24 protein-coding genes and 1 pseudogene are annotated in these 25,113 nt (G+C 52.4%); 9 read left to right on the top strand and 16 right to left on the bottom strand.

The window, feature by feature from the left end; translation table 11 throughout:
- Positions 1–9: 9 nt before the first annotated feature.
- Positions 10–1,494, bottom strand: a complete 1,485-nt coding sequence (locus QOT07_RS10040; protein WP_099062385.1) for a sugar ABC transporter ATP-binding protein — start codon at positions 1,492–1,494, stop codon at positions 10–12.
- A gap of 77 nt (positions 1,495–1,571) precedes the next feature.
- On the bottom strand, positions 1,572–2,501 hold the full coding sequence (locus tag QOT07_RS10035) for a sugar ABC transporter substrate-binding protein (RefSeq protein WP_085116285.1): 930 nt from the start codon (positions 2,499–2,501) through the stop codon (positions 1,572–1,574).
- Positions 2,502–3,036: 535 nt separating this feature from the next.
- Here QOT07_RS10035 and QOT07_RS10030 point away from each other — a divergent pair.
- From QOT07_RS10030 to dcuR, 3 genes are all read left to right on the top strand, one after another.
- A complete protein-coding gene (locus QOT07_RS10030; protein WP_283603025.1) occupies positions 3,037–3,879 on the top strand; it encodes a class I fructose-bisphosphate aldolase in 843 nt (280 codons plus the stop codon).
- A 123-nt stretch (positions 3,880–4,002) separates the two neighbouring features.
- The gene (locus QOT07_RS10025; protein ID WP_283603024.1) at positions 4,003–5,604 is read left to right on the top strand and encodes a sensor histidine kinase; all 1,602 of its coding nucleotides are present in this window, start codon (positions 4,003–4,005) and stop codon (positions 5,602–5,604) included.
- Between the two features lie 3 nt (positions 5,605–5,607).
- Positions 5,608–6,321, top strand: coding sequence for a two-component system response regulator DcuR (gene dcuR, locus QOT07_RS10020; RefSeq protein WP_099062388.1), 714 nt, complete (start codon positions 5,608–5,610; stop codon positions 6,319–6,321).
- A 39-nt stretch (positions 6,322–6,360) separates the two neighbouring features.
- Here the strand turns inward: dcuR and QOT07_RS10015 are convergent, their stop codons facing one another.
- Together QOT07_RS10015 and QOT07_RS10010 are read right to left on the bottom strand one after the other, a co-directional pair.
- Positions 6,361–6,909, bottom strand: coding sequence for a nuclear transport factor 2 family protein (locus QOT07_RS10015; protein WP_099062389.1), 549 nt, complete (start codon positions 6,907–6,909; stop codon positions 6,361–6,363).
- A 20-nt stretch (positions 6,910–6,929) separates the two neighbouring features.
- The gene (locus QOT07_RS10010) at positions 6,930–8,027 is read right to left on the bottom strand and encodes an NAD(P)-dependent alcohol dehydrogenase (RefSeq protein WP_207977767.1); all 1,098 of its coding nucleotides are present in this window, start codon (positions 8,025–8,027) and stop codon (positions 6,930–6,932) included.
- 117 nt (positions 8,028–8,144) lie between these two features.
- On the opposite strand from QOT07_RS10010, the gene QOT07_RS10005 reads away from it, so the two are divergent.
- On the top strand, positions 8,145–9,077 hold the full coding sequence (locus QOT07_RS10005) for a LysR family transcriptional regulator (RefSeq protein WP_261415844.1): 933 nt from the start codon (positions 8,145–8,147) through the stop codon (positions 9,075–9,077).
- Between the two features lie 38 nt (positions 9,078–9,115).
- On the opposite strand, the gene pcaD is transcribed toward QOT07_RS10005, so the two are convergent.
- Positions 9,116–9,913: a 3-oxoadipate enol-lactonase gene (gene pcaD / locus QOT07_RS10000; RefSeq protein WP_283603022.1), complete on the bottom strand. Its 798-nt coding sequence runs from the start codon at positions 9,911–9,913 to the stop codon at positions 9,116–9,118.
- Between the two features lie 131 nt (positions 9,914–10,044).
- On the opposite strand from pcaD, the pseudogene QOT07_RS09995 reads away from it, so the two are divergent.
- Positions 10,045–10,950, top strand: a pseudogene (locus QOT07_RS09995) (LysR family transcriptional regulator); the annotation flags it as partial.
- Here the strand turns inward: QOT07_RS09995 and QOT07_RS09990 are convergent.
- The 4 genes from QOT07_RS09990 to QOT07_RS09975 form a co-directional block, all read right to left on the bottom strand.
- Positions 10,950–11,303, bottom strand: a complete 354-nt coding sequence (locus tag QOT07_RS09990) for a hypothetical protein (protein ID WP_176979083.1) — start codon at positions 11,301–11,303, stop codon at positions 10,950–10,952. The pseudogene QOT07_RS09995 and the gene QOT07_RS09990 sit on opposite strands and share 1 nt — an antisense overlap.
- A 17-nt stretch (positions 11,304–11,320) precedes the next feature.
- A complete protein-coding gene (locus tag QOT07_RS09985; protein WP_198404401.1) occupies positions 11,321–11,650 on the bottom strand; it encodes a hypothetical protein in 330 nt (109 codons plus the stop codon).
- 425 nt (positions 11,651–12,075) lie between these two features.
- Positions 12,076–13,275 (bottom strand): enoyl-ACP reductase FabV, encoded by a 1,200-nt coding sequence (gene fabV / locus QOT07_RS09980; RefSeq protein WP_085116277.1) that lies wholly within the window; start codon positions 13,273–13,275, stop codon positions 12,076–12,078.
- Positions 13,276–13,493: 218 nt separating this feature from the next.
- Entirely contained in the window at positions 13,494–13,844 is a 351-nt protein-coding gene (locus QOT07_RS09975; RefSeq protein ID WP_099062394.1) for a DUF4377 domain-containing protein, read from the bottom strand.
- Between the two features lie 442 nt (positions 13,845–14,286).
- Between QOT07_RS09975 and QOT07_RS09970 the strand changes: the two genes are divergently transcribed.
- Positions 14,287–14,823, top strand: coding sequence for a DUF4136 domain-containing protein (locus QOT07_RS09970; protein WP_283603021.1), 537 nt, complete (start codon positions 14,287–14,289; stop codon positions 14,821–14,823).
- Between the two features lie 343 nt (positions 14,824–15,166).
- Entirely contained in the window at positions 15,167–16,711 is a 1,545-nt protein-coding gene (locus tag QOT07_RS09965; RefSeq protein WP_283603020.1) for a CDP-glycerol glycerophosphotransferase family protein, read from the top strand.
- A gap of 476 nt (positions 16,712–17,187) precedes the next feature.
- Here the strand turns inward: QOT07_RS09965 and QOT07_RS09960 are convergent, their stop codons facing one another.
- The 4 genes from QOT07_RS09960 to ftnA form a co-directional block, all read right to left on the bottom strand.
- Positions 17,188–17,529, bottom strand: a complete 342-nt coding sequence (locus tag QOT07_RS09960; RefSeq protein ID WP_283603019.1) for a YebY family protein — start codon at positions 17,527–17,529, stop codon at positions 17,188–17,190.
- Positions 17,530–17,598: 69 nt separating this feature from the next.
- Positions 17,599–18,480 carry a copper homeostasis membrane protein CopD gene (gene copD, locus QOT07_RS09955; RefSeq protein WP_283603018.1) on the bottom strand — a complete coding sequence of 294 codons (882 nt, stop codon included), beginning with the start codon at positions 18,478–18,480 and terminating at the stop codon, positions 17,599–17,601.
- Between the two features lie 3 nt (positions 18,481–18,483).
- Entirely contained in the window at positions 18,484–18,867 is a 384-nt protein-coding gene (gene yobA / locus QOT07_RS09950; RefSeq protein WP_012006367.1) for a CopC domain-containing protein YobA, read from the bottom strand.
- A 321-nt stretch (positions 18,868–19,188) separates the two neighbouring features.
- On the bottom strand, positions 19,189–19,707 hold the full coding sequence (gene ftnA / locus QOT07_RS09945; RefSeq protein ID WP_099062464.1) for a non-heme ferritin: 519 nt from the start codon (positions 19,705–19,707) through the stop codon (positions 19,189–19,191).
- Between the two features lie 372 nt (positions 19,708–20,079).
- Here ftnA and QOT07_RS09940 point away from each other — a divergent pair, with 372 nt between their 5' ends.
- On the top strand, positions 20,080–20,310 hold the full coding sequence (locus tag QOT07_RS09940) for a DNA polymerase III subunit theta (RefSeq protein ID WP_085116270.1): 231 nt from the start codon (positions 20,080–20,082) through the stop codon (positions 20,308–20,310).
- 30 nt (positions 20,311–20,340) lie between these two features.
- Here the strand turns inward: QOT07_RS09940 and pip are convergent, their stop codons facing one another.
- Together pip and QOT07_RS09930 are read right to left on the bottom strand one after the other, a co-directional pair.
- Positions 20,341–21,294, bottom strand: a complete 954-nt coding sequence (pip, locus tag QOT07_RS09935) for a prolyl aminopeptidase (protein ID WP_261284255.1) — start codon at positions 21,292–21,294, stop codon at positions 20,341–20,343.
- 172 nt (positions 21,295–21,466) lie between these two features.
- Positions 21,467–21,892 (bottom strand): TraR/DksA C4-type zinc finger protein, encoded by a 426-nt coding sequence (locus QOT07_RS09930; protein WP_099062466.1) that lies wholly within the window; start codon positions 21,890–21,892, stop codon positions 21,467–21,469.
- Between the two features lie 437 nt (positions 21,893–22,329).
- Here QOT07_RS09930 and exoX point away from each other — a divergent pair, with 437 nt between their 5' ends.
- A complete protein-coding gene (exoX, locus tag QOT07_RS09925) occupies positions 22,330–22,998 on the top strand; it encodes an exodeoxyribonuclease X (protein ID WP_261424394.1) in 669 nt (222 codons plus the stop codon).
- A 34-nt stretch (positions 22,999–23,032) separates the two neighbouring features.
- Here the strand turns inward: exoX and QOT07_RS09920 are convergent, their stop codons facing one another.
- Positions 23,033–25,066, bottom strand: coding sequence for a S9 family peptidase (locus QOT07_RS09920; protein ID WP_283603016.1), 2,034 nt, complete (start codon positions 25,064–25,066; stop codon positions 23,033–23,035).
- Positions 25,067–25,113 lie beyond the last annotated feature (47 nt).

Here is a 25,113-nt window from a genome sequence, read left to right as displayed (position 1 = left end):
ACCTTTGCGTTATTCAGAGGCCAGCGCCAGGATGGTTTCCTGATCCGCTTCTTCTTTATCCAAAATGCCGGTAATACGGCCGCCGTGCATCACCATCACCCGGTCACTCATGCCGAGGATTTCCGGTAATTCCGATGACACCAAAATAATGGCGACACCACGGTTCGCCAGTTCGCTGATCAGGCGATATATTTCCGCCTTCGCTCCCACGTCAATACCGCGTGTTGGTTCATCGAGGATCAGTATTTTCGGCTGGGCCAGCAGCCAGCGGGCAATAAGGACCTTCTGCTGGTTACCACCGCTCAGGTTATTGATGATTTGATCCATGGTCGGGGTTTTGATGTTGAGCTTTTTGATCTGCTCCATGCAGTCCTTGGCCATTTGCACGTGGCTGACAAAGCCATTCTTGCCGATGTACTCCGACAGGTTGACGATGCTCATGTTCTCGACCACCGACAACACCAGGAACAGTCCGGATTTTTTGCGGTCTTCGGTAAGGAACGCCAGCCCGAGTTCAATCGCCCTGGAGGGGGAATCCACCTTGGCCGCCTTGCCCTCGATAAAGATATGGCCGCCGTCCGCCGGGTGCATGCCGAACAAACTTTCCATCACTTCGCTGCGACCGGCTCCCACCAGCCCAGCGACGCCGAGGATCTCGCCGCGCTTGACGCTGAACGAGATATCGTGAAACCAATCGGCACGCCGTAGCCCTTCGACGCGCAGCACTTCCTCGCCAATATTGTTGTTGAATTTGGGGAACATCTGGGTCAGTTCGCGCCCCACCATCATGGTGATCAGCGACTGTTTGGTCAGGTTCTCGGTTTTATCACAGGCGATAAAGGTGCCGTCGCGGAAGATGCTCACCTCATCGGTGATGGCGAAAATTTCGTCCATCTTGTGGCTGATATAAATAATGCCTTTTCCCTGATCACGCAGTTCGCGAATGATGGCGAACAAATGCACCACTTCGCCCTCGGTCAGTGCCGAGGTCGGTTCGTCCATGATCAGCACGTCCGCGTTGTAGGAAACCGCCTTGGCAATCTCCACCATTTGCTGGTTGGCAATGCTCAGTTCACCGACCAACGTCTCAGGTTTGAGTTTAATGTTCAGTCGCACCAGCAGTTCGCGGGTTTGCTTGTTCAGTTGGTCATGATTAACAAAGCCCAGCTTTGCCGGTTCACGACCCAGCCAGATGTTTTCCGCCACCGTCATATAAGGCACCAGGTTGAGTTCCTGGTGAATCATGGAAATACCCGAATGCAGCGCCTGCAGCGTGTCACTGAAGGTCACCGGTTGGCCTTTTATTTTAATGGTGCCTTCATCGGGGTGATAAATACCGATTAAACATTTCATCAGCGTGGATTTGCCCGCGCCGTTTTCTCCCATTAACGCGTGTACGCTACCTGGTTTGATTTTAATTGAGACTTTATCCAGCGCTTTCACGCCGGGAAACTGCTTACTGATGCCTTCAGCCTCAAGAACATAGGGATACATACTGATAACCTCCACCGTTCGTCAATGCATCCCTGCCGGGTCAAGGCGGCAGGGATATAACTGCGCTGCCTGAACGCTTATTTTCTGTTCTTGTCGGCAAATTCTTGATAGTTGGCCTTGGTGATCAGCTGATACGGGATCAGGACGTTGCTTTCCACCTTCTCGCCTTTTACCAGTTGAATGGCGGTTTGCACCGCACCTTCGCCCTGCCCTTTGGCATCCTGGAACACGCTCAATGCCAGATCGCCCTTCTTGATGTATTCCAGTGCATCCGGGGTGCCATCAACGCCGGCCACCAGTACGCCACTTTTCTTCGCCTGCTTCAGCGCCAGAATGGCACCAATCGCCATCTCGTCGTTGTTGGAGGCGATGGCATCAATCTGCTGACCGGTCAGCGCCCAGTCGGTGGTAATGTCGACGGCTTCTTTACGGCCCCACTTGGCGGTTTGTTTGTCGAGGATTTTGATGCCCGGATACTTGGCCGCCACCTCTTCCACGCCGCGTGTGCGGTCGCGGGTCGCTTCATTGGACAATTCACCCATCAGGATCATCACGTTGCCTTTGCCGTTCATCAGCTTGGCCAACTCTTCCATCTGCAGCTTGCCGGCCAGTTTGGAGTCCGAACCGACATAGGCCATGCCCGCAGGCAGCTTGATTTCCGGGCGGCGGTTGACGAACACCAGCGGGATCTTGGCGTTTTCCGCCAGTTTGATCATCGGCTTCACGCCCTGGGTATCGACCGGGTTGAGGATGATGGCGTCTACGCCCTGGCTGACAAAGTTCTCAACCTGTTGGATCTGCTGGGCGATATCCCCTTTTGCATCTTCAAATTGACCACTGACGTTGCCGTCCTGTTTCATTTTGCTCTGCATTGACTGGCGCAGGATGGTGAGGAAATTGTCATCGAAAGCAGCCATTGAAACGCCGATTTTGATGTCTTTTGCCAACACGCTGGCCGGCAACATGCACATCAATACCGAGGTGACGATCAGTTTCTTCAGCTTCATGTTCTGTACCCTTTAATTGTTAGAGTGAAGAGGCCTGTTGATTTGACAGCTAATGAAAAATATTTTTTACATTCAAACAACAATCCGGTCGGTGTTATCCCTTTGATACGGCAGATTTATCGCTTTTTTACCGTATTCAGATGGTGGGTAAAACTTTGATCAATGTCTCAAAATAGATTAAAAACAACACTTTAAAATAAACACACTCTCAGGGCATTTAAGCCATCCAGTCATTATCAAATGTTTATTTCATAATTGAGATTATTGAAACTTTTTAACTCAAACAAGCGAAACATGCGTTTTGGAATGGGCAAGTAACAAAAACATGACACGGATCTAACAAATGGCGCAAAAGTCACCAGCGCGTTCGTGACTTAAGTGCGTTCAACTGCCGGCAACGCCCTGCGGTGATGAAAAATGGCACTGCGAATTCTCAGTAAATGTGCGAGCAAGCACGCAGTTTGCGGATCCGCGGTTTCATCCCCTGCGTTACTCGACAATACTGAATGAACATGTATTTTCAGGAGGATCTGACATGCAGCTCAGCAGTAAGGTACGGATGAACCGGCTGTTTAATAACGGCAAATGCCTCGACGTGGCGATTGATCATGGCATTGCCAATGAACCGGACTTTTTAATCGGCCTGGAGGACATCGAACGGGTGATAGACAGCCTGATCGTCGCCCGGCCCGACGCCATTCAGGTCAACTACGGTCAGGCGGATTTGCTGCAACGCGCAACGCAACGCGATAAGCCGGCACTGGTGATGCGTACCGACGTCGCCAATGCCTATAACGCCGCACGCCACCGTGAAATGTGGGCGGTGTTGCATAACCCGGAGGCCCCGATCCTCGCGGCGCTGCAGATGGATGCGGCCGCAGTGGTGGTTAACCTGTATCTGATCCCCGATGAACCGGGTATTTTCCGCCAGTGTGTCGAGAATATCGGCCGCCTGCGCCATGCCTGCGATCGCTATGCCATGCCGCTAATGATTGAACCGCTGGTGATGGCGCCGGCCGGTCAGGGCGCGGCCTACGGTTCGCTGGGCGACGTAGAAAAAATGGTGCCATTGGTGCGCCTGGCACGTGAACTTGGCGCCGACATCATCAAGGCCGATCCGACTGAACGGGTGGAAGACTTCCACCGCATCGTTGAAGCGGCGCGTTGCCCAACGCTGGTACGCGGCGGCGGTAAAGGCGAACTGGGCGCGGTGTTGGAAAAATCCGCCGCCCTGATGGCTCAGGGAGCATCCGGCATGGTGTATGGCCGCAACGTGTATCAACACAGCAACCCCTCGAAAGTGGTTAGCGCGCTGATGGCGATCATCCATCAGGGTGCCAGCGGCCAGCAGGCGCTGGAAATCTACCATCAGCCCTGAACGCTCGCTTTTGTAACTAAAATAATCCTTCCCCCGGCGGCAGCATGTTATAACCTGCTGCCGGTCGCTGCCCTGCGTTCCATTCCCCGCTATTATCCTGACAGGCCCATTCGGAGAACCGCCATGCCAAAACAACGGATACCGCTGAAGCTCAGCACTACCCTCACGTTGATGGTGTCTGCCATCGTCGCTTCGGTGCTGCTGGTGGTATATGCGCTGTTTTTTGTGCAGATGAGTCACCAAGGGCAAGACCAGCAACGCCAGAAGGCGATGGCGATTGCCGAAACGCTGGCACTCTCCAGCAACGTGGTTGACGGCCTGCTGCGGGAGGATCACAGCGGTGCGGTCCAGCGTTTCGCCGAGCAGGTGCGCCACCAAAACGAATTACTGTTTGTGGTAGTGGTGGACATGAAAGGCATCCGCTACTCACATCCCAAACCCTGGCTGATCGGCCAGCATTTTATCGGTGAAGATTTGGAACCGGCACTGCGCGGTGAAACCAACAGCGCCATCAATCGCGGTGCGCTGGCGCCGTCACTACGGGTATTTGCCCCGGTCTACGACAGCGAACGGCGGCAGATTGGCGTGGTAGCACTCGGTATTGCGCTCGATACCGTCCACCGGGTGGTGGACGAAAGCCGCTGGATCATCTATTGGACCCTCGCCTTTGCCGCACTGGTCGGCACACTCGGCATCTTCTTCCTGGTGAAGGCGCTGAAGCGCATCATGCTCGGCTTTGAACCCTACGAAATCTCCAACCTGTTTGAACAGCGCAACGCCATGCTGCAATCGATTAAAGAAGGCGTCATCGCGGTCGATAACCAGTCACGTATTACCATTGTTAACGACGAAGCCAAACGTCTGCTGCGCCAGAGCGGGCCGTTCGAAAATCTGCTGCTGGAGTCTGCCAGCAAATATTGGCCGGCCCAACTGCATCTGGCGGAGGTGCTGGCCAGCGGTAAACCGCTGCGTGACCAGCAGATCAGCTTTAACGGCAGTGAACTGCTGACCAATACCGTGCCGGTGATCGTCAAAGGCCAGGTGATTGGTGCTATCGCCACCTTCCGCGATAAAACCGAGATCAGCCAGTTGGTGCAGCGCCTGAGCGGCATGGCGCACTATGCTGATGCGTTGCGCGTCCAGTCGCATGAGTTTATGAACAAGCTGCATGTGATCCTCGGCATGCTGCACATGAAGGCTTATCAGCAACTGGAAAACTACATCATCAACACCGCCAGCACCTATCAGGAAGAGATCGGCGCACTGCTGCGAAAAATCCAGTCACCGGAGGTCGCGGGCTTCTTTATCGGCAAAATCAGCCGCGCCCATGAAGCCGGTATCGAGTTGACCATTGATGAAGCCAGCCTGCTGCCGGAAACCGACGATGCGGAAACCACCCACGTGCTGATCAGCGTGCTGGGCAATTTGATTGACAATGCCATTGACGCTATCGATGGCGTTGAGGGACACGAGATCAACCTGAGCTTTCATCACAATGAGAATCACTTACACTGTATAGTCAGCGACGACGGCCCCGGTATTGATCCGGCTCTCGGCGCTCGTATTTTTGAACAGGGCGTTTCCACCAAGGGACCGGGGCGCGGTATCGGCCTGGCGCTGATCCGCAGCAGCCTGGAGAAGCTGGGCGGCAGCATTGATTTTGAATCCGAACCGGGTGAGCTGACCCAGTTCTTTGTCCATATTCCCTATCAGGCCAAGGGCTGAACCATGATTAACGTATTGATTATCGACGACGACCCGATGGTGGCGGAGTTAAACAAATACTACCTGAGTCAGGTGAGCGGTTTTCACTGTCAGGCGACGGTTGCCACCCTGGCGCAGGCGCGCGCGCTGCTGGCCGACGCCGAAGTCAGTATTGATCTGGTGTTGTTGGATATTTATATGCAGCAGGAAAACGGGCTGGACTTGCTGCCCGGCCTGCGAGAGCTGGGTGAAAAAACCGACGTCATCATCATTTCTTCCGCCAGCGACGTGGATACAGTGCAACGGGCTTTGCACTACGGCGTGGTGGATTACCTGATCAAACCTTTCCAGTTCGGACGTTTCAAAGAGGCGTTGAGCAACTACCAGCAACAGTCGCAGATCCTGGCGCAGCGCGAATTCTCGCAGAGCGATGTCGATAGCCTGTTACGTCGTCAACCCAGCAGCAGCGAAGGGAAAAAACTGCCGAAGGGGCTCACCAGCATCACGCTGAGTACGGTGTGTGAATGGATTGAGCAACAGCACGACGGGGAATTTTCGACCGATAATCTGGCCAATGCCATCGGAATTTCACGCGTTTCCTGCCGCAAATACCTGATTTACTTGGCGGAGAGCGGCATTCTCGGCACCCGCATTCTGTACGGTACCACCGGCAGGCCGGTCTATCTTTATCAGTTAAAACCCGATGCCATTGCCCTGTTGAAAGAGTATTGCCGCTAACCGATGCCCCCCGGAACAAGCCGGGGGATCAACGGGCCGTTATTGTGTTTTACGGATCAGACCAAAATCACGCAGCGCCACATACGGGTTCCAATATTCGCGGGCGCTGGCAATCTGCCCATCGTTGATAGTCACGATGGCAATAAACTGCTGATTATAATCGCCACCGCTTTGTTTGATTTTACCGCTGCTGGTGTATTCAAACACAAACACGCCGGGCTCCGCCGTCACCACTTTTCTCCAGCCTTTCCAGTCGGCATATTTCAGATCGCCAAGGTATTCGCTCATACCGGTAAAGTAACGGGTCATGTTTTCACGCCCCTTGGAAGCCGTGGCGAAAAAGCTAAAGTCCTCCACTGGCGCATAAGGCAGTTCAAACACCCCCTGCGGGGTAAAATATTTGGCGACGTTGGCCGGTTTCTCCGACCAGCCGTTCAGGCTGCGCCAGTAAAACTCGGCAACGTCGTTAACGTCGTAGCCCGGCTGCAGATAATACAGCCCCTGTTTTTCGATAATATGGTCGTTGGCCTGCACGGACGCAGCCGCACCCATCAGCCCCAGCAGGGCCGCTGAAAAGAGTTTTTTCATGTTATTTACCTTGTGAGGGATTACATACGTATTACGGCTTTAATGGTTTCACCGGATTGTGAATCCGCCATCGCCTGGTTAATGTCATTCATGGCATAAAAACGGATCAGGCGATCGATCGGGAAGCGCCCCTGTTGGAACAACTGTGCCATCATGGGAATAAACACCGCCGGCGCCGCATCGCCCATAATGGAACCCTGCACTGCCCGCCCGCGGATCAGATGCATGATGTCGAGCGGCAAGGACTCGCCCTGCGGCACCACGCCGGTCAGCACACATTTGCCATTTTCCGCCAGCACCCGTACCGCATCAGCCATCACACCCGCATGCCCGGCGGCTTCGACGCTATAATCCGCACCGTGCCCACCGGTCAGTTGGTTAATCACTTCAGCAACGTCCGTCGTTTTCGAGTTGATCACCGTGGTGGCACCCAGCTCTTTGGCCAGCGCCAGACGGTTATCCTTGATATCCACCGCCACAATCTGACCGCAACCCACCACCCGGGCCGCCATCACCGCCGCCAGGCCCACAGCGCCCAGACCAAACACCACCAGCGTGGAGCCCGCCTGTGCTTGCAAAGTGTTAATCACGGCACCCGCACCGGTCATCAGCCCGCAGGCCAACGGCCCCAGGTACTCCAGTGGGATGGTTTTATCGATCGGCACGATACTGCTGGCATTGACCACCGCGTATTGCGCAAAAGAGGACTGACCGAAGAAATGGCTGTGCACATCGCCATGCTCATCACTCAGGCTGACCGAGCCGTCAGCACGCTGGGCCAGCCAGTTCAGTGGCACATGCTGGCGGCAATAGGTCGGCATGCCAATGCTGCACTTGTCACAGGAGCCACAAGAGGCCAACGACAACACCACATGATCGCCAGGCGCTACCTTACTGACCCCGGCCCCCACCCGCACCACCACCCCGGCACCTTCGTGGCCAAGTACCACCGGTGCCGGCATAGGGATAATACCTTTGTGGGCTGCGATATCGGTATGGCACAGACCGGTAGCCACCAGTTTTACCAGGACCTCATCGGCGCGGGGCTCGCCAAGCTGTAACTGCTTAAGGGAAAATCCCCCTACTGCACCCTCACTGACTGCTGCTGTAATTTCCATATACTCTCCCACTGAGACTGATGCTATTGCTTCGATGTGGGGCAGTATAAGATGCGTTATTGGGCGCAAAAAGATGCCATACTCTGATTCACTGTTCTCAAATTAAGGACAATAAGGATGCAGAAAGGCATATTGAAAGACCTGAACGACCTCTACTATTTTGCCCAGGTCGCCCAGTACGGTGGCTTTTCCGCCGCCAGCCGGGCGCTGGATATCCCAAAATCCAAACTGAGCGCCCGCGTGCTGGCGTTGGAAAATCGTCTTGGGGTGTTGCTGTTCCAGCGCACCACCCGTCGGGTCAAGCTGACGGAGACCGGCTCACTGCTGTTGCGTCATGCACAGATAGCGATCAACGAGGCCGAGATTGCCCAGGAACTGATCGACCAAAGCCGGGCTGAACCCTCCGGGCTGGTGCGCGTCAGCTGCCCCAAGGTGGCCGCCGATGTGCTGCTTTCACCCTGCCTGCCGGCCTTTATGGCGGCAAATCCCGGTATTCAGGTGCAACTGCTGGCGAACGATAACCGGTTTGACCCGGTGACCGACAAGATTGATGTGGCACTGCGTCTGCGCCAGCGTAAAGACATGAGTGAAGGTATGATAGCCCGTGAATTGGGCCAAAGCGTGCGTATCCTGGTCGCTTCGCCGCAGTATCTGGCGCAACATCCCCCTTTAACCGATCCGCAGCAATTGAGCAGCCATGATTTGTTGACCCTGGTCGACGTTGGCGAACAACAAACCTGGGATCTGGAAGGCCCCGAGGGGGAAAAACGGGCGGTGCGCGTGCGCCCGCGGCTGATGTGCAGCGAATGGGGGATCGTCCGCAATGCGCTTTCTCAGCACCTGGGTATCGCGCTGTTGCCGGATATCACCTGTCATCAGGCGCTGATGCAGGGTGAGTTGGTGCGCGTATTGCCACAATGGGCTTGCGCTCCGCTGATTATGCACGCGGTCTTCCCGACCCGTCGCGGCATGCTGCCTTCGGTACGCGCACTGGTGGATTTCCTGGCGCTGAACGTACCGCCGCTGTTGCAGAAAGGGGCGGTTAAATAGCAACAAACCTATCGCCCCCGGCAATGGGTTTTTTAGACTCAATTTCCCAACAGAAAAGTACGTAACGCGGTCACGAAATCATCCGGGCGTTCCACATTAGACAGATGCACCACCGGCAACACCTGTAGCTCTGCTCCTGGCAGGGTGCGGGCCAGCAGCTCACCATGTGACAACGCCGTCACCGTATCGTCACGCCCGGCGATGACTAGCGTGGGCGAGGTAATCAATGCCACGGTTCGACGCATATCCAAATCACGCACGGCGGCAAAACATCCGGCCAGCCCTTGCGCCGGCGTGGCCAGGAGCATTGCGCGGAACCTGGCCACCGTCGCCGGGTGCTGTTGCCGGTAATCCGCTGAAAACCAGTTAGCAAGAAACCCCTCGGCAACGGCCTGAATATCAACCGGTGGTTGCAGTTCGGCAATCCTCTTGTCCCATTGTTCCGTCGGCCCCAAATAAGAAGAGGTATTGGCCAGGATCAACTTTTCTATCCTCTCAGGGGCGTGTACGCCAAGCCACTGCCCGACCATGCCCCCTAATGACAAGCCGCAAAAGAACACCCTGCCGAGTTGCAACACATCCAGCAACTCAAGCACATCGCGCCCTAACCGCGCGATCGAATAGGCTCCCGAAGGGGCATCCGAGGCCCCGTGCCCCCGACTGTCATAACGCAAGACGGTAAAGTGCGATGATAACGCCGTGATTTGCTCATCCCACATCGCCAACGCGGTGCCGATCGAATTGGATAAAACCAATACCGGCTTATCGGTGTTGCCATCAAACCGGTAGGCGATCTTGCAACCATCCCCAGTGGTAATAAAAGATACGCTGCTCATGTTCTCTCCCACGGCTCTTGAACGCGGGATAATTCCCTGCGCCCGATATCCACTATGCTAATAGGATTAAAAAAAGCTGACGAGCGCCTTAAATGACCGGCTGTGTAGCCTGACAGGAACCCATTTTGACTATCAACGATCGCCTCACCGGCATTACCACCTTTGTGCGGGTGGTTGAGGCAGGCAATTTTGCCCTGGCCGCTGAACGCCTGCATCTCACCCGCTCGGCTGTGGGTAAAAGCATTGCCCGGCTGGAGCAACGTCTCGGGGTATTGTTATTTCATCGTAATCCCCGTGGTCTGAACCTGACGCTTGAGGGCCAGACTTACTACGACCGCTGTCTGCGCGCATTAAGCGAACTGGATGCCGCCGATGCCGAACTCGACAGTGGACGACGGGAGCCGCAGGGGTGTTTACGCGTCAGCGCACCAAAACTGCTGGGCCGCCACTGCATCACGCCGATCCTGATGAGATTGCTCGACAGCTACCCTGAACTGAGGATCGACATCAGGCTTAACGATCGGGTCGCGGATTTGGTTGAGGATGGTTTCGATTTGGCGGTACGTATTGGCCCGCTGGCAGACAGTGCGAGCCTTATCGCTCGCCGGTTAGGAGAGCAATATCTTGCACTTTGCGCCGCACCGGCTTACCTGGCCGCACGCGGCACCCCGGAAGACATCGCAGCGCTTGATGGCCACAGTGGCGTGGCTTACCACCGTTCCGGCGAAGATATCGGGTGGCGTCAGTTGCTGGCGGATCCCGACTTCGGTGATCTGAACATCGATATCCGCCTGCGGGTCGATGATCTGCATTCGCTGGCAGATGCCGCCGTTGCCGGTGCAGGCCTGGTTTGGCTGCCTAATTGACTGTTAACGCACTATCTGCGCAACGGTGCACTGGTACCGATACTCGGTCACATTAAACTGATACCCAGTGAGATCCATGCGGTTTGGCCGCACACCCGCTATCTGCCGGCCAAGACCCGGGCGGCAATCGACGCGCTGTTGGCGCAGATGCCGGTTTTACTGCAAGGTATTTAGTGACGGTGCTTAAAAGTGGGGAAATCCATCGCCCCACCCGAAGGGTAACAAGGCTTGCCATGCTGTTGCTTGTTTTTCCCGCAGCGGTATTCACCATACTGGGTGTTATGGCGTTTTCGGTTTGCCAGGTCGGCGGCGGCACGCTGTTGTTCCTGCGCTATTGCCTCATCATTGGCCTGCGCCAAAGCTTCTGCGCTCCATATCTTATGTTTTAGCCCACTGCGTTTTTGCTGATAGCTGTCAGCGACTTTATTATCCAGTGGAGGTTCTGCGTGGTACTGAAAATCCACCGATGCCAGAGCGCTGAAGCAATAGCACTGCGCCACGCAGGCGAGAAAGATCCTTTTCATCGATATACTCCCAAAATTCAGTTAACCCGAGGATCCAATGGCGTACCCGCTACCCGTTGATCGACAGACGATGACGCTGTGGCCACCTCGCATTGCCGCTGGCGAATAGCGGACTCCAGTGCTTTGCGCTGAGCGCGTAAAGCGGCGAGCTGCGCCTGTTCCGAGCGTATTTGCTCTACATACCAGAGATGTTGCAACACGCCATTTAACCGCTGCCGATAATCAACGGCGGGGTTCTCCTCCCCCACGGGGGCAGGAGTTGGATGCTTGTCGACAAACGCACAGCAACAGGAAGATGCCAGCAAAGTTAGCGCTGTCGTCATTACAGAAGACAATTTCAAAAGCATAAACTCCATTAAAGCCCATACGGCGGCTCACTCTCATTATATTAACGAGAGTTTCCTTGATGATTAATCAATGGCGCTCAAATAGCGGACAGATTAATTGATAAAAACCAAACGCAAATTAAATAGAAAATACTGAGGCTAATAATGGGTGGGGATAATATATTTAGTCAGTTAACGATCTAACACCCTTGATTAGCCTATTGTTTCGCCGTTGTATATTCGCTTTTAAAATAGACTTAATCATGAGTGGCAGTAAATAAAAAAATACTTTTTTTAGTTTATTAACTCGTATTCAGTCGTGGATAACGTCGAGACAGGCTGCATTATATTTCAGTAAGGGGGGGATAATTTAACTTAAGATAAACAGGATGCAGAACTAAAAAAGGCCGGGATAGCTCCCGACCTTCTCTCAATACTCGATGGGTTTAGACTAACTCAACCACATCAAACTTAACTTCGCCGCTGAGGTCGGCTTCGTAATCAACACCTTGCAGACCAAAACCGAACAGGCGCAGGAACTCGGCCTTATAGCCCTGGTAATCGGTCAGTTCATTGATGTTGCTGTCGTCGATCTGTGCCCAGATTTCACGGCAGGTGTTCTGTACGTCGTCGCGCAGTTCCCAGTCGTCCAGACGCAGGCGGTGCTTCTCATCGGTATCCGGTGCGGTACCACTGTACAGCTTGGTGGCGAACAGACGCTGGATTTGCTCGATGCAGCCTTCGTGGATCCCCTGCGCCTTCATGATTTTGAAGACGATAGAGATATACAACGGCATTACCGGGATAGCAGAAGAAGCCTGAGTCACCACCGACTTCAGCACGGCAACGTAAGCCGCGCCGCCTTTGGCTTTCAGTTTCTGATCGATGGCCAGCGCCGCACGATCCAGATCTTCTTTTGCTTTGCCCAACGTACCGTGCCAGTAGATTGGCCAGGTCAGATCGGTACCGATATAGGAGTAAGCCACTGCCTGCACGTTATCTGCCAGCACGCCGGCTTCTTCCAGTGCATCCATCCACAGCTGCCAGTCCTGGCCGCCCATCACTTTGACAGTGTCGGCAATTTCTTGCTCGTTGGCCGGCTCAACCACGGCTTCAACCAGCACGTCTTTATTGGTATCGAGTGCCACGGATTTGTACGGTTCGCCGATAGGTTTCAGCGCAGAGCGCACCACTTCACCGGTTTCCGGCATTTTACGTACCGGCGAAGCCAGTGAGTAAACCACCATGTCGATCTGGCCCAGGTCCTGTTTGATCAGGTCGATAACCGTTTGGCGGCATTCATTAGAGAATGCATCGCCGTTAACGCTTTTCGCGTACAGGCCTTCTTCTTTAGCTGCCTTGTCAAAACCAGCAGAGTTGTACCAGCCGGCAGAACCAGTTTTGGCTTCGCTGCCCGGCTTTTCAAAAAATACGCCGATGGTGGCCGCACCGCTGCCGAATGCAGCATTGACGCGTGATGCCAGGCCATAACCGGTGGAAGCACCGATCACCAGCACTTTTTTCGGGCCGTTTTTCAGTTCGCCACGTGATTTAACGTAGGCAATTTGCTCACGGACATTGGCTTCACAGCCTGCCGGGTGAGCGGTAGTGCAGATAAAACCACGAATTTTAGGTTTGATAATCATAGTAATTTTTTCTTGGTAGCTAAAAACCGAAGGACAATATACCTGATTTTCTCAATATACTTAAGCTGGGTGCATTGCAGAATCGCAACAAGTGCAGTGAACAGACCAGTTACACCGGTGAAATCTTGCTGCCGCGGCAGGGGTATGGGGATAAACGCGAGGATCTTTGAGTGGGTTTCAAGGCCAGGCTACTGTGCACCCGGCCCGACAAAAACCAATCAGACTTTTTTCTTTTCCAACTGTTCAACCAGCGTATAGCGCAGTGAAGAGGCGTCGGCCGGTACGTTTTCCAACTCGGTTACCTTGACCTTCAGGCGGTAACGGTAGCCCGGTTCGAAGTTAAAGCCTTCAATTTGGCTGTAAAACAATTCCCACTGCCCCTGCACGGAGTGACGTACCTGCATGCATTTCATTGGGGCGACGCCCATACAATCCACCAGCGCACTGTTCACCAGCAACACTTCCGTATGGTCGCCGTCTTTACTCACGGGTTGGCTCACGATCGCTCCCTCCTGGCTGCAGCCGGCCAAACCGGCTAAGGCAACAAATAACAACGCTTTGATTTTCAATGTAATGCACCATTGAGTCTTTGGGTGCGCTGATAGTAACAAAGCTACGGCCATCGGGGCCAGCGGCGTGTTCCGAATTTGGGGGAAATGGACCGGCCTGCGGAAGATATCGTGACAGTAAAGCACAAAATCAGACCCGCTTTTCTTTGTTCCGGTGGCTCATTAAGACAAAAATAACGGCAGGCATTACCTTACACTCAACGCCGACTAATGCTGGTGGGTCATGGTGAACACTCCATGTAGCGGAATTTTACTCTCACCGTGACCCGCCAGCATTATCACCTGGAGGCCGGGAGACCAGCATATTAACTGAAACCTCAAGCAATAATTTGATTGCTAATTTTTCCCTTAAGCCAAAGCAAACTCGGTGTTAATTCACCATTTGCTAACCACAACTTCTGGGTCTAACTTTATGAAACCAATAATCCTAAAGGGGTTTTCTATGCGTTTACTTCCTTGCCTTTTTATCGCGGGTTCGATGGCTTTATTGTCGGGCTGCGCCAGCCAGCCGCAGGTGACCAGCGATTATGACCACAGCGCCAACTTCACCCAATACCATACCTACGGTTTTGCCACAGAAACTGCCGGGCAATATCAGACGCTGACGGGCAAGTACATTCAATCGGCGATTAAACAACAGATGGAACAACGCGGGTATAAAGTCAGCGCAACCCCTGACCTTCTGGTGTACAGCACCGCGATGAAACAAAACAAGGTGCAGGTGAACGACGCTCCGGTGCCGGTCGGCCGCAGAGGTTATGCTGGCTGGGGGGGCTATAATCAAACCGTTTGGAGCTATACCGAAGGCACCCTGACGGTAGACCTGGTAGACAGCAAGAAGAAGCAGCTGGTCTGGCGTGGAACCGCCAGCAACACGCTGAGTTCGGATGGTAAAGCGGCCAGCCAGGCCCAGATCCAACAGGCAGTAACCGCGCTGTTTGCCACTTACTCTTTCCAGGCCGGCCCGGCAAGCCGCTGATTATTTTGAGTAATTACGATATTGAGCGCCTCAATCTTGGACGCTCTTTCTCATATTGCTGCTAATATTGATCCGTACCCCCTCGAGCCAACCTCCTATGATACAGTGCAATTAGTAGTCAGAATAATACTCGTGGCTTGTGATTTTTACGTAAAATTACAAAACGCCAAGAGAACGCTGAAACCAACAACATTCCTTTCTGAGGATATTAATAGCCACACAAGAAAACTCTTGTTTATAATTACTTTTTCTTAGCATTCATACTTTTGCATCTATTTTATTTTATGTTATATTGCTCTCTGTAGAGTGGTATGAAATATTGTAATTGTGCAAAGGAAATAGAATGAAAATAATAATCAATTATTTACTAGCGCCTTTTTTAAAAAAAATTGAAATGCTCAATAACGACGTTAATGAGAGCAAAAGTAATATTATAAACTTAGATAAATCAATTCATAAACTACAGGTTGAACTGTGCGATGAAAACAAAAAAAACCAAGAGTTAACCGCGTATTTATTAGAGGCCATGTTAGACGTCAACAAGAAAGCCTTGGCCATCCTAGATAATACAGAAACGAAGAGCGACACTCCCGTAAAATTACAAGAAGAAATAGAAATCATTAAATTAGAATTAAATGAAAAAATAAACAAAGCAGAAATAAATATCAAGAATTATATAACAACAACGACAAGAACTTTAAACATAATATCTAAAAAACAGACTTACAACAAAAAGACACCTACTATTTTATTCTTGATCCATAACATGAATACTTGGCACTCTGTTGCAAACTTATATCATGAGTTATCTGCTGACGCAGATCTTCAAGTAATAATCGCCAGTATCCCACGATCGTTTCCTGGGGTTGATGGGTATATGGGCGAGGATGAAACAAGCAATTCACTAGCAAGAATAGGAATTCATCACATGAGGATAACTACAAGTGATGATAATCAGATAGCCACAATACTGACAACCTTGTCACCTGACATAATTTTCCGACAATCACCATGGGATAATGATATTCCTGATGGTTTTAGCGCTGAAAAAATCAACTTTGCAAAAATATGCTATGTCCCTTACTACGCTATAAACATAGTGGAGAGTATGTCTTCAGGAACTGACTTTGACTTCCAGTCGAATCAATCTCTGCACAATAATTGCTGGAGAATTTATTGCGACACAGAATACGCATATAATGAAATATGCCGAAATTCGCTCTTGCGAGGGATTAATGCCAGATATTTTGGACATCCAAAATTAGACTACATCCATACAAAAATGATTGAGTCTGCTGGAGATGTAACAATACACGAAGGAGTAAATATTCTATGGGCCCCACACCATAGTATTGATGAAGGCTGGCTATCTTTTGGAACTTTCGATGTCAATTATCTGGATTTTTTAAAATTTGCAGAAGAAAACAAAAAAATTAATATTAGACTGAGGCCGCACCCTGCCCTGTTTGATTTTATGAAAGCAAAGTCAGATGAGATGAAAAATAAGGTTGAAGATTTCGTTATTCGCTGGGGAGAATTAGAAAATACAAGCATTGATTATGACCATGACTATATAGATTCGTTCAAATGGTCAGATATTTTGGTGACTGATGGAATATCATTCCTCGTTGAATATCCTCTTTTCCATAAACCTGTTATTTTCATTGAAAATGACAGCCATGCAAAATTTAATGAATTGGGACGAATTGCTGTTCAATGTAGCCATATAGCAAAAAACACCAGCGATGTTATTAGTATGATTAATAAATTTGAGCATGGGACCCTTGATAATAAACAGGAGGCTATTGATAATTTAGAAAGCATATTACTCCCAAATAAAGGAAGAGTTCATAAGATTATTGCTTCAGATATAAAAACAAACCTTTAACACCCATGAGCATCTACCACGTCCATCCTATGGTCGCGCATCTCGTTAAAAACTCATGGGTAATGTGACTTAAATATGAAGCAGTGGTCACGGTTATACGACAAAAATATGAGAAGAAGTTCACGCAGGAAACACTCTGACACAAGTGATTAAGATGCAAGGACATTGCTTTATCGTCGTTGAAGAATAGCGTGAATTTTCGCGGAAAATTAGTTTTTTCTCTTAAAAATAAAAAACAAAAAAAAGACCGAATACGATTCCTATATTCGGTCTAGGGAAATGGCTCTTGGGAGAGAGCCGTGCGCTAAAAGTTGGCATTTTGTGCAAGGCTTGTTCAGCCGTGCACTTTAAGAGTAGCTTACCGCGCTATTTTTGCCAGCCAGCCACACGGCCAGTGATAGTTTCATGAAGAAATTAATTCCGCATGATTTTTCTTCACCGGTTAACCCCAAACTAAACCATTGTCGGATAAGTGATTAGTTGGCGCACAGCTTCTCGGCACGTTCACGGTACGGCTCAACACTCATTTTATGGCCAGGATTGGCGGCGTCATCCAGCAGGATCACGTCCAGCGGCAGGGCGCGTTGCTGCCCTGCTTTCACCTGCGCGTCTGCGGCAGCATTGAGTGGGTATTGCATCAGTGTGCTGTTGTTGAGTACGAACAGCGCGCCGCCACTGCGGCACTGCAGCGTCACCTCTTCTTTAGTGAATGCCCACTGCTTGCCGTATTCCAGCTTGGTGATGTTGACCAGTTGATCTGCCGCCAGCGCACCGGTCGCGGTCGCCAGCAGCGTCATGCCGAGTAATACCGATTTCATGTTATGGCCTTAAGGTTGCTATTTGATCCAATTTTCTCGCAGTTTGGGGGCATCCGGCAAGCCGCAATGTTACACCGGCGCATAGGTTGCAAATAAACTGACCAACAGCAGCACGCCCGCGCCCAGCCCCACTTCAATCCAGCAGGCCAGCACCAATCCTCGCTGTGCCAGTTGCGGCATACTGCTCATCGCCGGGACGATGGCGTAACGATTAGCCAATGCGACCATCACCATCAGCGCCACCAGCGCGGTTTTGAACAACAGCAGGCGCTGGTAAGGAGAATCCACATCCAGCGGCCAACTGCCCAGAATAATCAAACTGTTAATCACGCCGGTCAACACCACCAGCACTACCGCCAGGTGGCCCCAACGCGAGAAGCGTATCAATGTAGTCACTGCATCGCTGCGGCTCTGTGGTTGAGCCAGGTAGCGCAGGCAAACCAGCAACGGCAGCAGACTGCCAAACCAGTAACCGGCTGCCAATAGGTGCAACGCATGGTTAACACGGTGCAGTGCGCCCAGCGCCCCTTCATGCATTGCCGCATGGCCGATAAATGCCATGCTGACCAGCAACAGTGTGGAAAGCAGCGCCAAAAGCTGCGTGCGGCGAGGTTCTGCCAGCCACAGGCTCAGCAGTGCCAGTAATGAAATGCCCAGGTGCCAACGCCAGACTTCGCCAAAGGTGGTGCCCAGCACCGCCCACCACACGTCCAACTGCCAGGTGTCGGCCCAGCCGTCACCCATCTGTCCGGCCTGAATAGCCAGCAACGCCACGGCAGAAAGCCCGGCAAGCCAGGTACAGGAGACCAGCAAAGGACGCACGTCACGGGTGAGATACGGGGAAAGGCGCTGCGGCGACAATAAGGCGGTGAACAGGCTGGAGCCAAACATCAGCATCACCGCCGCAAAGTGCACAAAGCGACACAGGACAAACAGGGTCGCCAGACTCATGGGTTAGTTTACGGTGAAGCTGTACTGGCCTTTGGTTTTATGACCGTCGACCGAAACCACATGCCAGCTGACGTTATATTTGCCGGCCGCCAGATCGCCTTCGATAGGCAGATTGACCTGAGTGTTGTTGTTCGCATCAAGCTGCAACTTGCCGGTTTTCACTTCGGCGTTGTCCGGGCCAGTGATTTTAATGCCGCTAAAGTTAGGCTCGATACCTTCTGAGAAGTTGAGCGTCAGCACTTTCGGTGCCGGACTCACGCTGGCATCTGCCGCCGGCGTTTCAACTTTCAAATGAGCATGCGCCAGCGCCTGCTGTGAAGACAAACCGACAAACAGCACGAAAATAGTGGAAAGCAGGCGATAAGAAGAACGAATTTTACCGATCACAGTGATATCCCTTAAAGCAATAATCGAGGGTGATAAGGGGTAAGGCTAACCGCCTTGGCGATGTATCAGCAGCCCACCCCACCGCAGATGATTGCGCCACGGGTAAACAGAAGAAGTGATTAGCGAGTAACCCACTGTTTTAACTCTCTACCATCCCTGTAGCGTATCGGGTCAAATGATAACGAGTGTCATTATGCAAGTCGAGCAGAACGCTGGCATTTTGCGATCCAGTAGCACATATCGCTGCATAACCGCGATAAACTCAGGGCATAAAAAAACCGCGCACCGGGCAAAGCCGACACGCGGTTTTAACAAAAGCGATTAAACCTGGCCGTTAGCGCTTTCGCCGGCCGCACCCATTTTCTTCAGATCTTTATCAATGAAGAACAGTGCATTGCCGCTGGTCCCCACCAGTGCCAGTTTATCCAGCACGGATTTGAACAGCTTCTCTTCTTCGTGCTGCTCGGCAACATACCACTGCAGGAAGTTGAAGGTAGAGTAATCGTGGGCAGTCATTGCCGCGTGTGCCAATTCGTTGATCTGACGGGTAATCAGTTGTTCATGTTCGTAAGTCTGCTGGAACACGTCTGCCAGGGAGGCAAACTCAACCGGTGGTGCAGCGATGCTGCCCAACAGTGGCAGAGAACCGGTATCGCTCAGGTATTCGAACAGGCGTTGCATGTGTTGCATCTCTTCCTGAGAATGCTCTTTAAGAAATGAAGCTGCACCTTCAAAGCCTTTATCGCTGCACCACGCGCTCATTTGCAGATACAGGTTGGCGGAGTAAAACTCCAGGTTCAGTTGCTCATTCAGCTTTTTGGTCATTTCTGGCGTCAGCATAATTATTCCTTTTATTTTGCAGGTATCAATTTAATTTTCCGCATTATGCCTTGGTGAAAACAAAATAAACACACTTGATTCACATCATTATCGATTTAATTTTAAATAAATTAAAAATCAATGAGTTATAAAAACATTAATTATTCATTTAAATTATTATGATAACCATTTACATCTGTATATTTAATCAAAAGGCGAATCATTCTTATTTAAAATAATAAATAAATTGCATTGCTATTGGAGTAATAAATAACCTCACCCACAGTGGGTTATTACTGATGCACCGCCCCCTTTGCGCTTCAGGCTTGCCAAGTGCCGCCGGGTGCATTACCTTCTGCGCTGATCCAATGCGGTAACAGTAAGGAGAATACGGTGGGTTACAATCTGGCAGAGCTTTCCAAAGAAGAGATGGACAAAGTGAACGTTGATCTCGCGGCTTCCGGCGTGGCGTTTAAAGAACGCTACAACATGCCGGTGATCCCAGAAATGGTTGAGCGCGAACAACCGGCGCACCTGCGTGATTATTTCCGCGAACGCGTGGCGCATTACCGTGCCGAATCGCACAAGTATTCGCGTCTGCCGTACGAGCCGAAGTCCAAATAAAAAAAACCCGCCGTCATGGCGGGCTCAGTGTCATTTGGCAGCAAACCTGTCGGTGGCCAGCATCAACTGATGCAGGATCCCCGGTTCGTCAAAGGAGTGCCCTGCTCCCTCGACAATATGCAGCTCTGCCTCCGGCCAGGCCTTCGCCAGATCCCAGGCGTTTTGCACCTGGCAAGCCATATCGTAACGGCCATGGATAATCACCGCAGGAATATGGCGGATCAATGGGACATTGCGCAGTAACTGGTCATCGCTGTCCAGGAAGCCCAGATGGGTGAAGTAGTGGTTTTCAATGCGGGCGAAAGCTAGCGCAAAGTCATCCTCACCAAAAGAAGCCGACTCGCTGCTTGGCAGCAAGGTCACCGTCTCCCCTTCCCACACGCTCCACAGCTTTGCCGCTTCAAGCTGCACCTGCAGATCCGTTGAGGTCAGGCGCTGGCGATAAGACGCAATCACGTCCTTTCGCTCTTCTTCTGACAGAATCGACAATACGCGCTCCCATTTCTCCGGGAAGAAGCGTGAAGCGCCGTCCTGATAGTACCAATGCAACTCCTGCTTACGCAGTGTGAAGATGCCACGCAGCACCATTTCGCTGACGTGCTGCGGATGGGTTTGCGCATAGGCCAACGCTAACGTCGAGCCCCAGGAACCACCAAACACCAGCCATTGGTCGACACCGGCCATTTCGCGTAGCCGTTCAATATCCTGTACCAGATGCCAGGTGGTATTGTTGTCCAGGCTGGCGTGCGGTTTGGAGCGACCACAGCCGCGCTGATCAAACAGCAACACCTTATAGCGCTGCGGATCGAACAGTTGGCGGTGATAAGGGGAAATACCGCCGCCTGGCCCGCCGTGAATGAAGACCGCCGGCTTACCGTTCGGGTTGCCGCTCAGCTCCCAGTAGATCCGGTGGCCATCTCCAGTGTCCAGCCAACCGCTGTCATATGCTGCTAACGGCGGGTACAAACCTCGTAATTGTTCCATGGCGCTTCCGTCTCTCTGTGGGTCATACCCTCATCAAAGCCGAAGCGGCCCATTTGGTCAACGGTAAATCCTGAAAACTCCTACACTCCCCAACAAGTTAGGGTGCGTTTGCTTAAAATGAATACGACCAGCCAGCAAAATGCCGGCTGGTTATGGGTGGCCAGCCGTGATCTTAGCCCCGTTTACGCAGATGCGGTTCGCGCATTTCCTGGGCAGTTTTCGCTTCAATGCTTAGCTCCGCCGTCGGCCGCAGCAACAGACGCGCCAGGCCGATAGGTTCCCCGCTTTCCCGGCAATAGCCGTATTCGCCGTTATATAATCGGGTCAAGGCCGCGCTGATTTTCGGCAGCAACCGGCTTTCACGATCCAACTGACGGAACAGCAATCGCAGGTCCTCTTCGCGGGCCGCTTTGTCCGCTTCATCACCGGACACTTCGCCGCCGTCGATATCCCGTTTCAGCGCCTCAATGTGCTGCAACAGTTTCTGTTGCTCATCAAGCAAGCGCTGGCGGAAAAACGCCTGCTGAGCCGGGTTCATGTATTCAGACTCCGGCATGGCCAGGAGCTGCTGTTGGTTTAATAAGGTCACAACCTTCATTGTGCTCTCCGGTTATCATTCAATTGTTATATTATAACATATCATAATATTTAAGCAGCCATTCATACGAAAACAAAATTCTGCCTATAAACAATCAATTAACAAAACCACCGGCTTTCATGCTTGCATCCAACAGGCGTAAGGGGGTTAATGGCTGAGCAACCCACCCAACCATAGGTAACTGAGAGGCCATCATGAGTAAGGGAATGGATAGCAAAAAAAATGCGAAGAAGAAGCCGTTGAAAACCCCTGCAGAAAAACGTGCAGGCAAACGCGCGAAGAAAGGCCAGTCGACCGGCGAGTAAGCGAACTTCTAACCGTAATTAAACCCGCCAAGGCGGGTTTTTTGTTGCCTGCAATACCTTGGTCCCTTTCAACGGTTGGCAGGAGCACGGCTGCCGGTTAAGCTAAACCTGTGCAGCCACTCTGAGGAAACCATGAATTTACGCGTAATAGACACTGAAACCTGCGGACTGGAAGGCGGCGTGGTAGAAGTGGCTTCTGTTGATCTGATCGACGGACAAATCACCAACCCGATGAGCGACCTGGTCAGCCCCGACCGCCCCATTGGCATTGAGGCCATGGCCATTCACCACATCACCGAGCAGATGGTTGAAGGGAAACCGCGCATCGCGGTGGCGATCGGCCGCTATCAGGGCAGTCCCTATTATGTTGCGCACAATGCGGCTTTCGATCGCGGTGTGCTGCCGGAAATGCGCGGTGCCTGGATATGCACCATGAAACTGGCGCGTAACCTGTACCCGGACATCAAATACGGCAACCAATACCTGCGCTATGCGCTGAATCTCGATGTGCAACTGCCACAGGACACCACGCTGTATCCGCACCGGGCGTTATATGACTGCTACGTGACCGCTGCGCTGTTACAACGCATCATCAAGGATTCAGGCTGGACGCCGGAACAGATGGCGCAAATCACCGACCAGCCGGTGCTGCTGAAGAAGTTTAAGTTCGGCAAGTATCGTGGGCAGGAAATTGATCGCGTCGCGCAGGAAGACCCTGGCTATTTACGCTGGATGCTGAAATCCATCGAGGATCTCAGCCCGGACATGAAGCACACGCTGAAATACTATTTGATCGGTTGAAAAAAGCGGGCAGCGCCAGCCGCCCGCCTGAAGGTTACTCCGCCAGCGCCAGAATAAAGGCGTACTCCAGCGCGATGTCCTCATAGGCTTTGAAACGCCCGGACTTGCCGCCGTGGCCGGAATCCATATCGGTATACAGCAGCAGTTGGCGATCGTCGGTCTTCAGCTCACGCAGCTTGGCCACCCACTTGGCGGGTTCCCAATACTGCACCTGAGAGTCATGCAGGCCGGTGGTGACCAGCATATGCGGATAATCCTGCGCCTTGACCTGATCGTACGGGCTGTATTGCAAAATGTGGTCGTAATAGGCCTGCTGGTTCGGGTTGCCCCATTCGTCGTATTCCCCGGTGGTCAGCGGAATAGACTCGTCGAGCATGGTGGTGACCACGTCGACAAACGGCACCTGCGCCACAATGCCGTTGAACAACTCAGGCGCCTGATTAATCACAGCCCCCATCAGCAAGCCACCGGCGCTGCCGCCCATGGCGAACACTCGTTTGGCATCACCGTAGCCCTGGGCGATTAACGCTTCGGTCACATCGATGAAATCGTTGAAGGTATTTTGCTTTTTAAACAGTTTGCCGTCTTCGTACCACAGTTGGCCCAGCTCACCGCCGCCGCGAATGTGTGCCAGCACAAACACAAAACCGCGATCCAACAGGCTTAAGCGGCTGGCGCTGAAGGCTGGATCCATGCTGCTGCCGTAAGAGCCGTAGCCGTACACCATCAGCGGGTTAGTGCCGCGCGCGAAGCTATCGTGGCGGTAGACCAGCGAAACCGGGACCTCAACACCATCACGCGCCTTCACCCATACCCGCTCGCTGCGGTAATTTTCCGGGGTGAAGTTTTTCACTTCCTGCTGCTTGAGCATCACGCGTTCGTCGCTGTCGAGATTTAGCTCATACAGCGTGGTCGGCGTAGTCATCGATGAGTAGCCATAGCGCAGCAGCTCGGTTTCCGGCTCCGGGTTGTACGCCAGCCAGGTGGTGTAGGTCGGATCGTCGAAGGCAATGCGCTTCACTTCGCCACTCTGCCAGTGGATCTGTCGCAGTTGGGTCAGGCCTTCGCTGCGCTCTTCCACCACCAGCCAATCGAGGAACAGGCTAAAGCCCTCCAGCATCACTTCGATGCGCGGGGCAATCAGCGTCTGCCACTGCGCTTCATCCGCCTGCTCGCTTTGATACAGGCCGAAGTTCTTGCCGTCCTTGTTGGAACGGATATAGAAATGCTGGTGATAGTGATCGATACCGTACTCATGATCCTTACGGCGCGGCACAAACATCTGCGGCGTGCTGTCGGCGCGATCGGCGTCCAGCAGCAGGATTTCCGAGGTAGTGGTGCTGCTCAGGTGGATCAGAATAAAACGATCGGAGGTAGTCTTTTCCAGCCCGACGTAGAAGGTGTCGTCCTGCTCTTCGTAGATCAGCTCATCGAGCTGCGGATCGGTACCCACCACGTGGCGGTAGACCTGATAAGGCAACAGTGTTTTGGCGTGTTTGCGTACGTAATACACGGTAGCCGAGTCGTTGGCCCATTCAAAGCTGCCGGAGGTGTTTTCCAGCACTTCATCGGCCCAACTATCGTCGCTGAGGTTTTTGAAGCGAATGTCGTATTGGCGGCGGGAAAGGAAATCTTCCGCAACCGCCAGCTTTTGGTTGTCTGGGCTGACTTCCAGCCCGCCCAGAGTATAAAACTCACGCTGCTCGGCACGCTGATTGCCGTCGATCAGAGTATCCCAATGCTCGCTCTCGGCCTGGGGCTGACGGACGTAAATCGCGTATTCATTACCCGGTTCGAAGCGCGTCTGATAGCGGTAGCCGTGCCGGACATAAGGCACCGAATGCTCCTGCTGAGGAATGCGCGCTACCATCTCTTCGTACAGGGCTTCGCGCAATGCCTGCTGCGGCTTCAATGCTGCATCGGTAAAGGCGTTTTCCGCCTGCAGATAGTCCAGCACCTGGGGGTCTGCGCGCTCGTCGTCGCGCAGCCAATAATAGTCATCTACACGCGTGTCGCCATGGATCGTGATGGGATAAGGACGTTTTTCTGCCTTAGGGGGTGTCATCATTGCTAAATCATCCGCTTACCTTGATTAAGGCAAGAGTGACACGATTC

It is taken from the genome of Serratia proteamaculans, from assembly GCF_949794035.1.
GTDB lineage: Bacteria > Pseudomonadota > Gammaproteobacteria > Enterobacterales > Enterobacteriaceae > Serratia > Serratia proteamaculans.
Note: the sequence above shows the minus strand (reverse complement) of the source record. Positions and strands in the feature narration are given on the sequence as shown.

Coding starts and splice junctions, on each gene's coding strand:
- QOT07_RS10035 (WP_085116285.1), bottom strand. CDS start 2,501: ATGAAGCTGAAGAAACTGATCGTCACCTCGGTATTGATGTGCATGTTG.
- QOT07_RS10030 (WP_283603025.1), top strand. CDS start 3,037: ATGCAGCTCAGCAGTAAGGTACGGATGAACCGGCTGTTTAATAACGGC.
- QOT07_RS09985 (WP_198404401.1), bottom strand. CDS start 11,650: ATGCTTTTGAAATTGTCTTCTGTAATGACGACAGCGCTAACTTTGCTG.
- dcuR (WP_099062388.1), top strand. CDS start 5,608: ATGATTAACGTATTGATTATCGACGACGACCCGATGGTGGCGGAGTTA.
- exoX (WP_261424394.1), top strand. CDS start 22,330: ATGAATTTACGCGTAATAGACACTGAAACCTGCGGACTGGAAGGCGGC.
- QOT07_RS09970 (WP_283603021.1), top strand. CDS start 14,287: ATGCGTTTACTTCCTTGCCTTTTTATCGCGGGTTCGATGGCTTTATTG.
- QOT07_RS09920 (WP_283603016.1), bottom strand. CDS start 25,066: ATGATGACACCCCCTAAGGCAGAAAAACGTCCTTATCCCATCACGATC.
- QOT07_RS09965 (WP_283603020.1), top strand. CDS start 15,167: ATGAAAATAATAATCAATTATTTACTAGCGCCTTTTTTAAAAAAAATT.
- pcaD (WP_283603022.1), bottom strand. CDS start 9,913: ATGAGCAGCGTATCTTTTATTACCACTGGGGATGGTTGCAAGATCGCC.
- QOT07_RS09930 (WP_099062466.1), bottom strand. CDS start 21,892: ATGAAGGTTGTGACCTTATTAAACCAACAGCAGCTCCTGGCCATGCCG.
- fabV (WP_085116277.1), bottom strand. CDS start 13,275: ATGATTATCAAACCTAAAATTCGTGGTTTTATCTGCACTACCGCTCAC.
- copD (WP_283603018.1), bottom strand. CDS start 18,480: ATGAGTCTGGCGACCCTGTTTGTCCTGTGTCGCTTTGTGCACTTTGCG.
- ftnA (WP_099062464.1), bottom strand. CDS start 19,707: ATGCTGACGCCAGAAATGACCAAAAAGCTGAATGAGCAACTGAACCTG.
- QOT07_RS09990 (WP_176979083.1), bottom strand. CDS start 11,303: ATGAAAAGGATCTTTCTCGCCTGCGTGGCGCAGTGCTATTGCTTCAGC.
- QOT07_RS10015 (WP_099062389.1), bottom strand. CDS start 6,909: ATGAAAAAACTCTTTTCAGCGGCCCTGCTGGGGCTGATGGGTGCGGCT.
- QOT07_RS10040 (WP_099062385.1), bottom strand. CDS start 1,494: ATGTATCCCTATGTTCTTGAGGCTGAAGGCATCAGTAAGCAGTTTCCC.
- QOT07_RS09960 (WP_283603019.1), bottom strand. CDS start 17,529: ATGAAATCGGTATTACTCGGCATGACGCTGCTGGCGACCGCGACCGGT.
- QOT07_RS10025 (WP_283603024.1), top strand. CDS start 4,003: ATGCCAAAACAACGGATACCGCTGAAGCTCAGCACTACCCTCACGTTG.
- QOT07_RS10005 (WP_261415844.1), top strand. CDS start 8,145: ATGCAGAAAGGCATATTGAAAGACCTGAACGACCTCTACTATTTTGCC.
- pip (WP_261284255.1), bottom strand. CDS start 21,294: ATGGAACAATTACGAGGTTTGTACCCGCCGTTAGCAGCATATGACAGC.
- QOT07_RS10010 (WP_207977767.1), bottom strand. CDS start 8,027: ATGGAAATTACAGCAGCAGTCAGTGAGGGTGCAGTAGGGGGATTTTCC.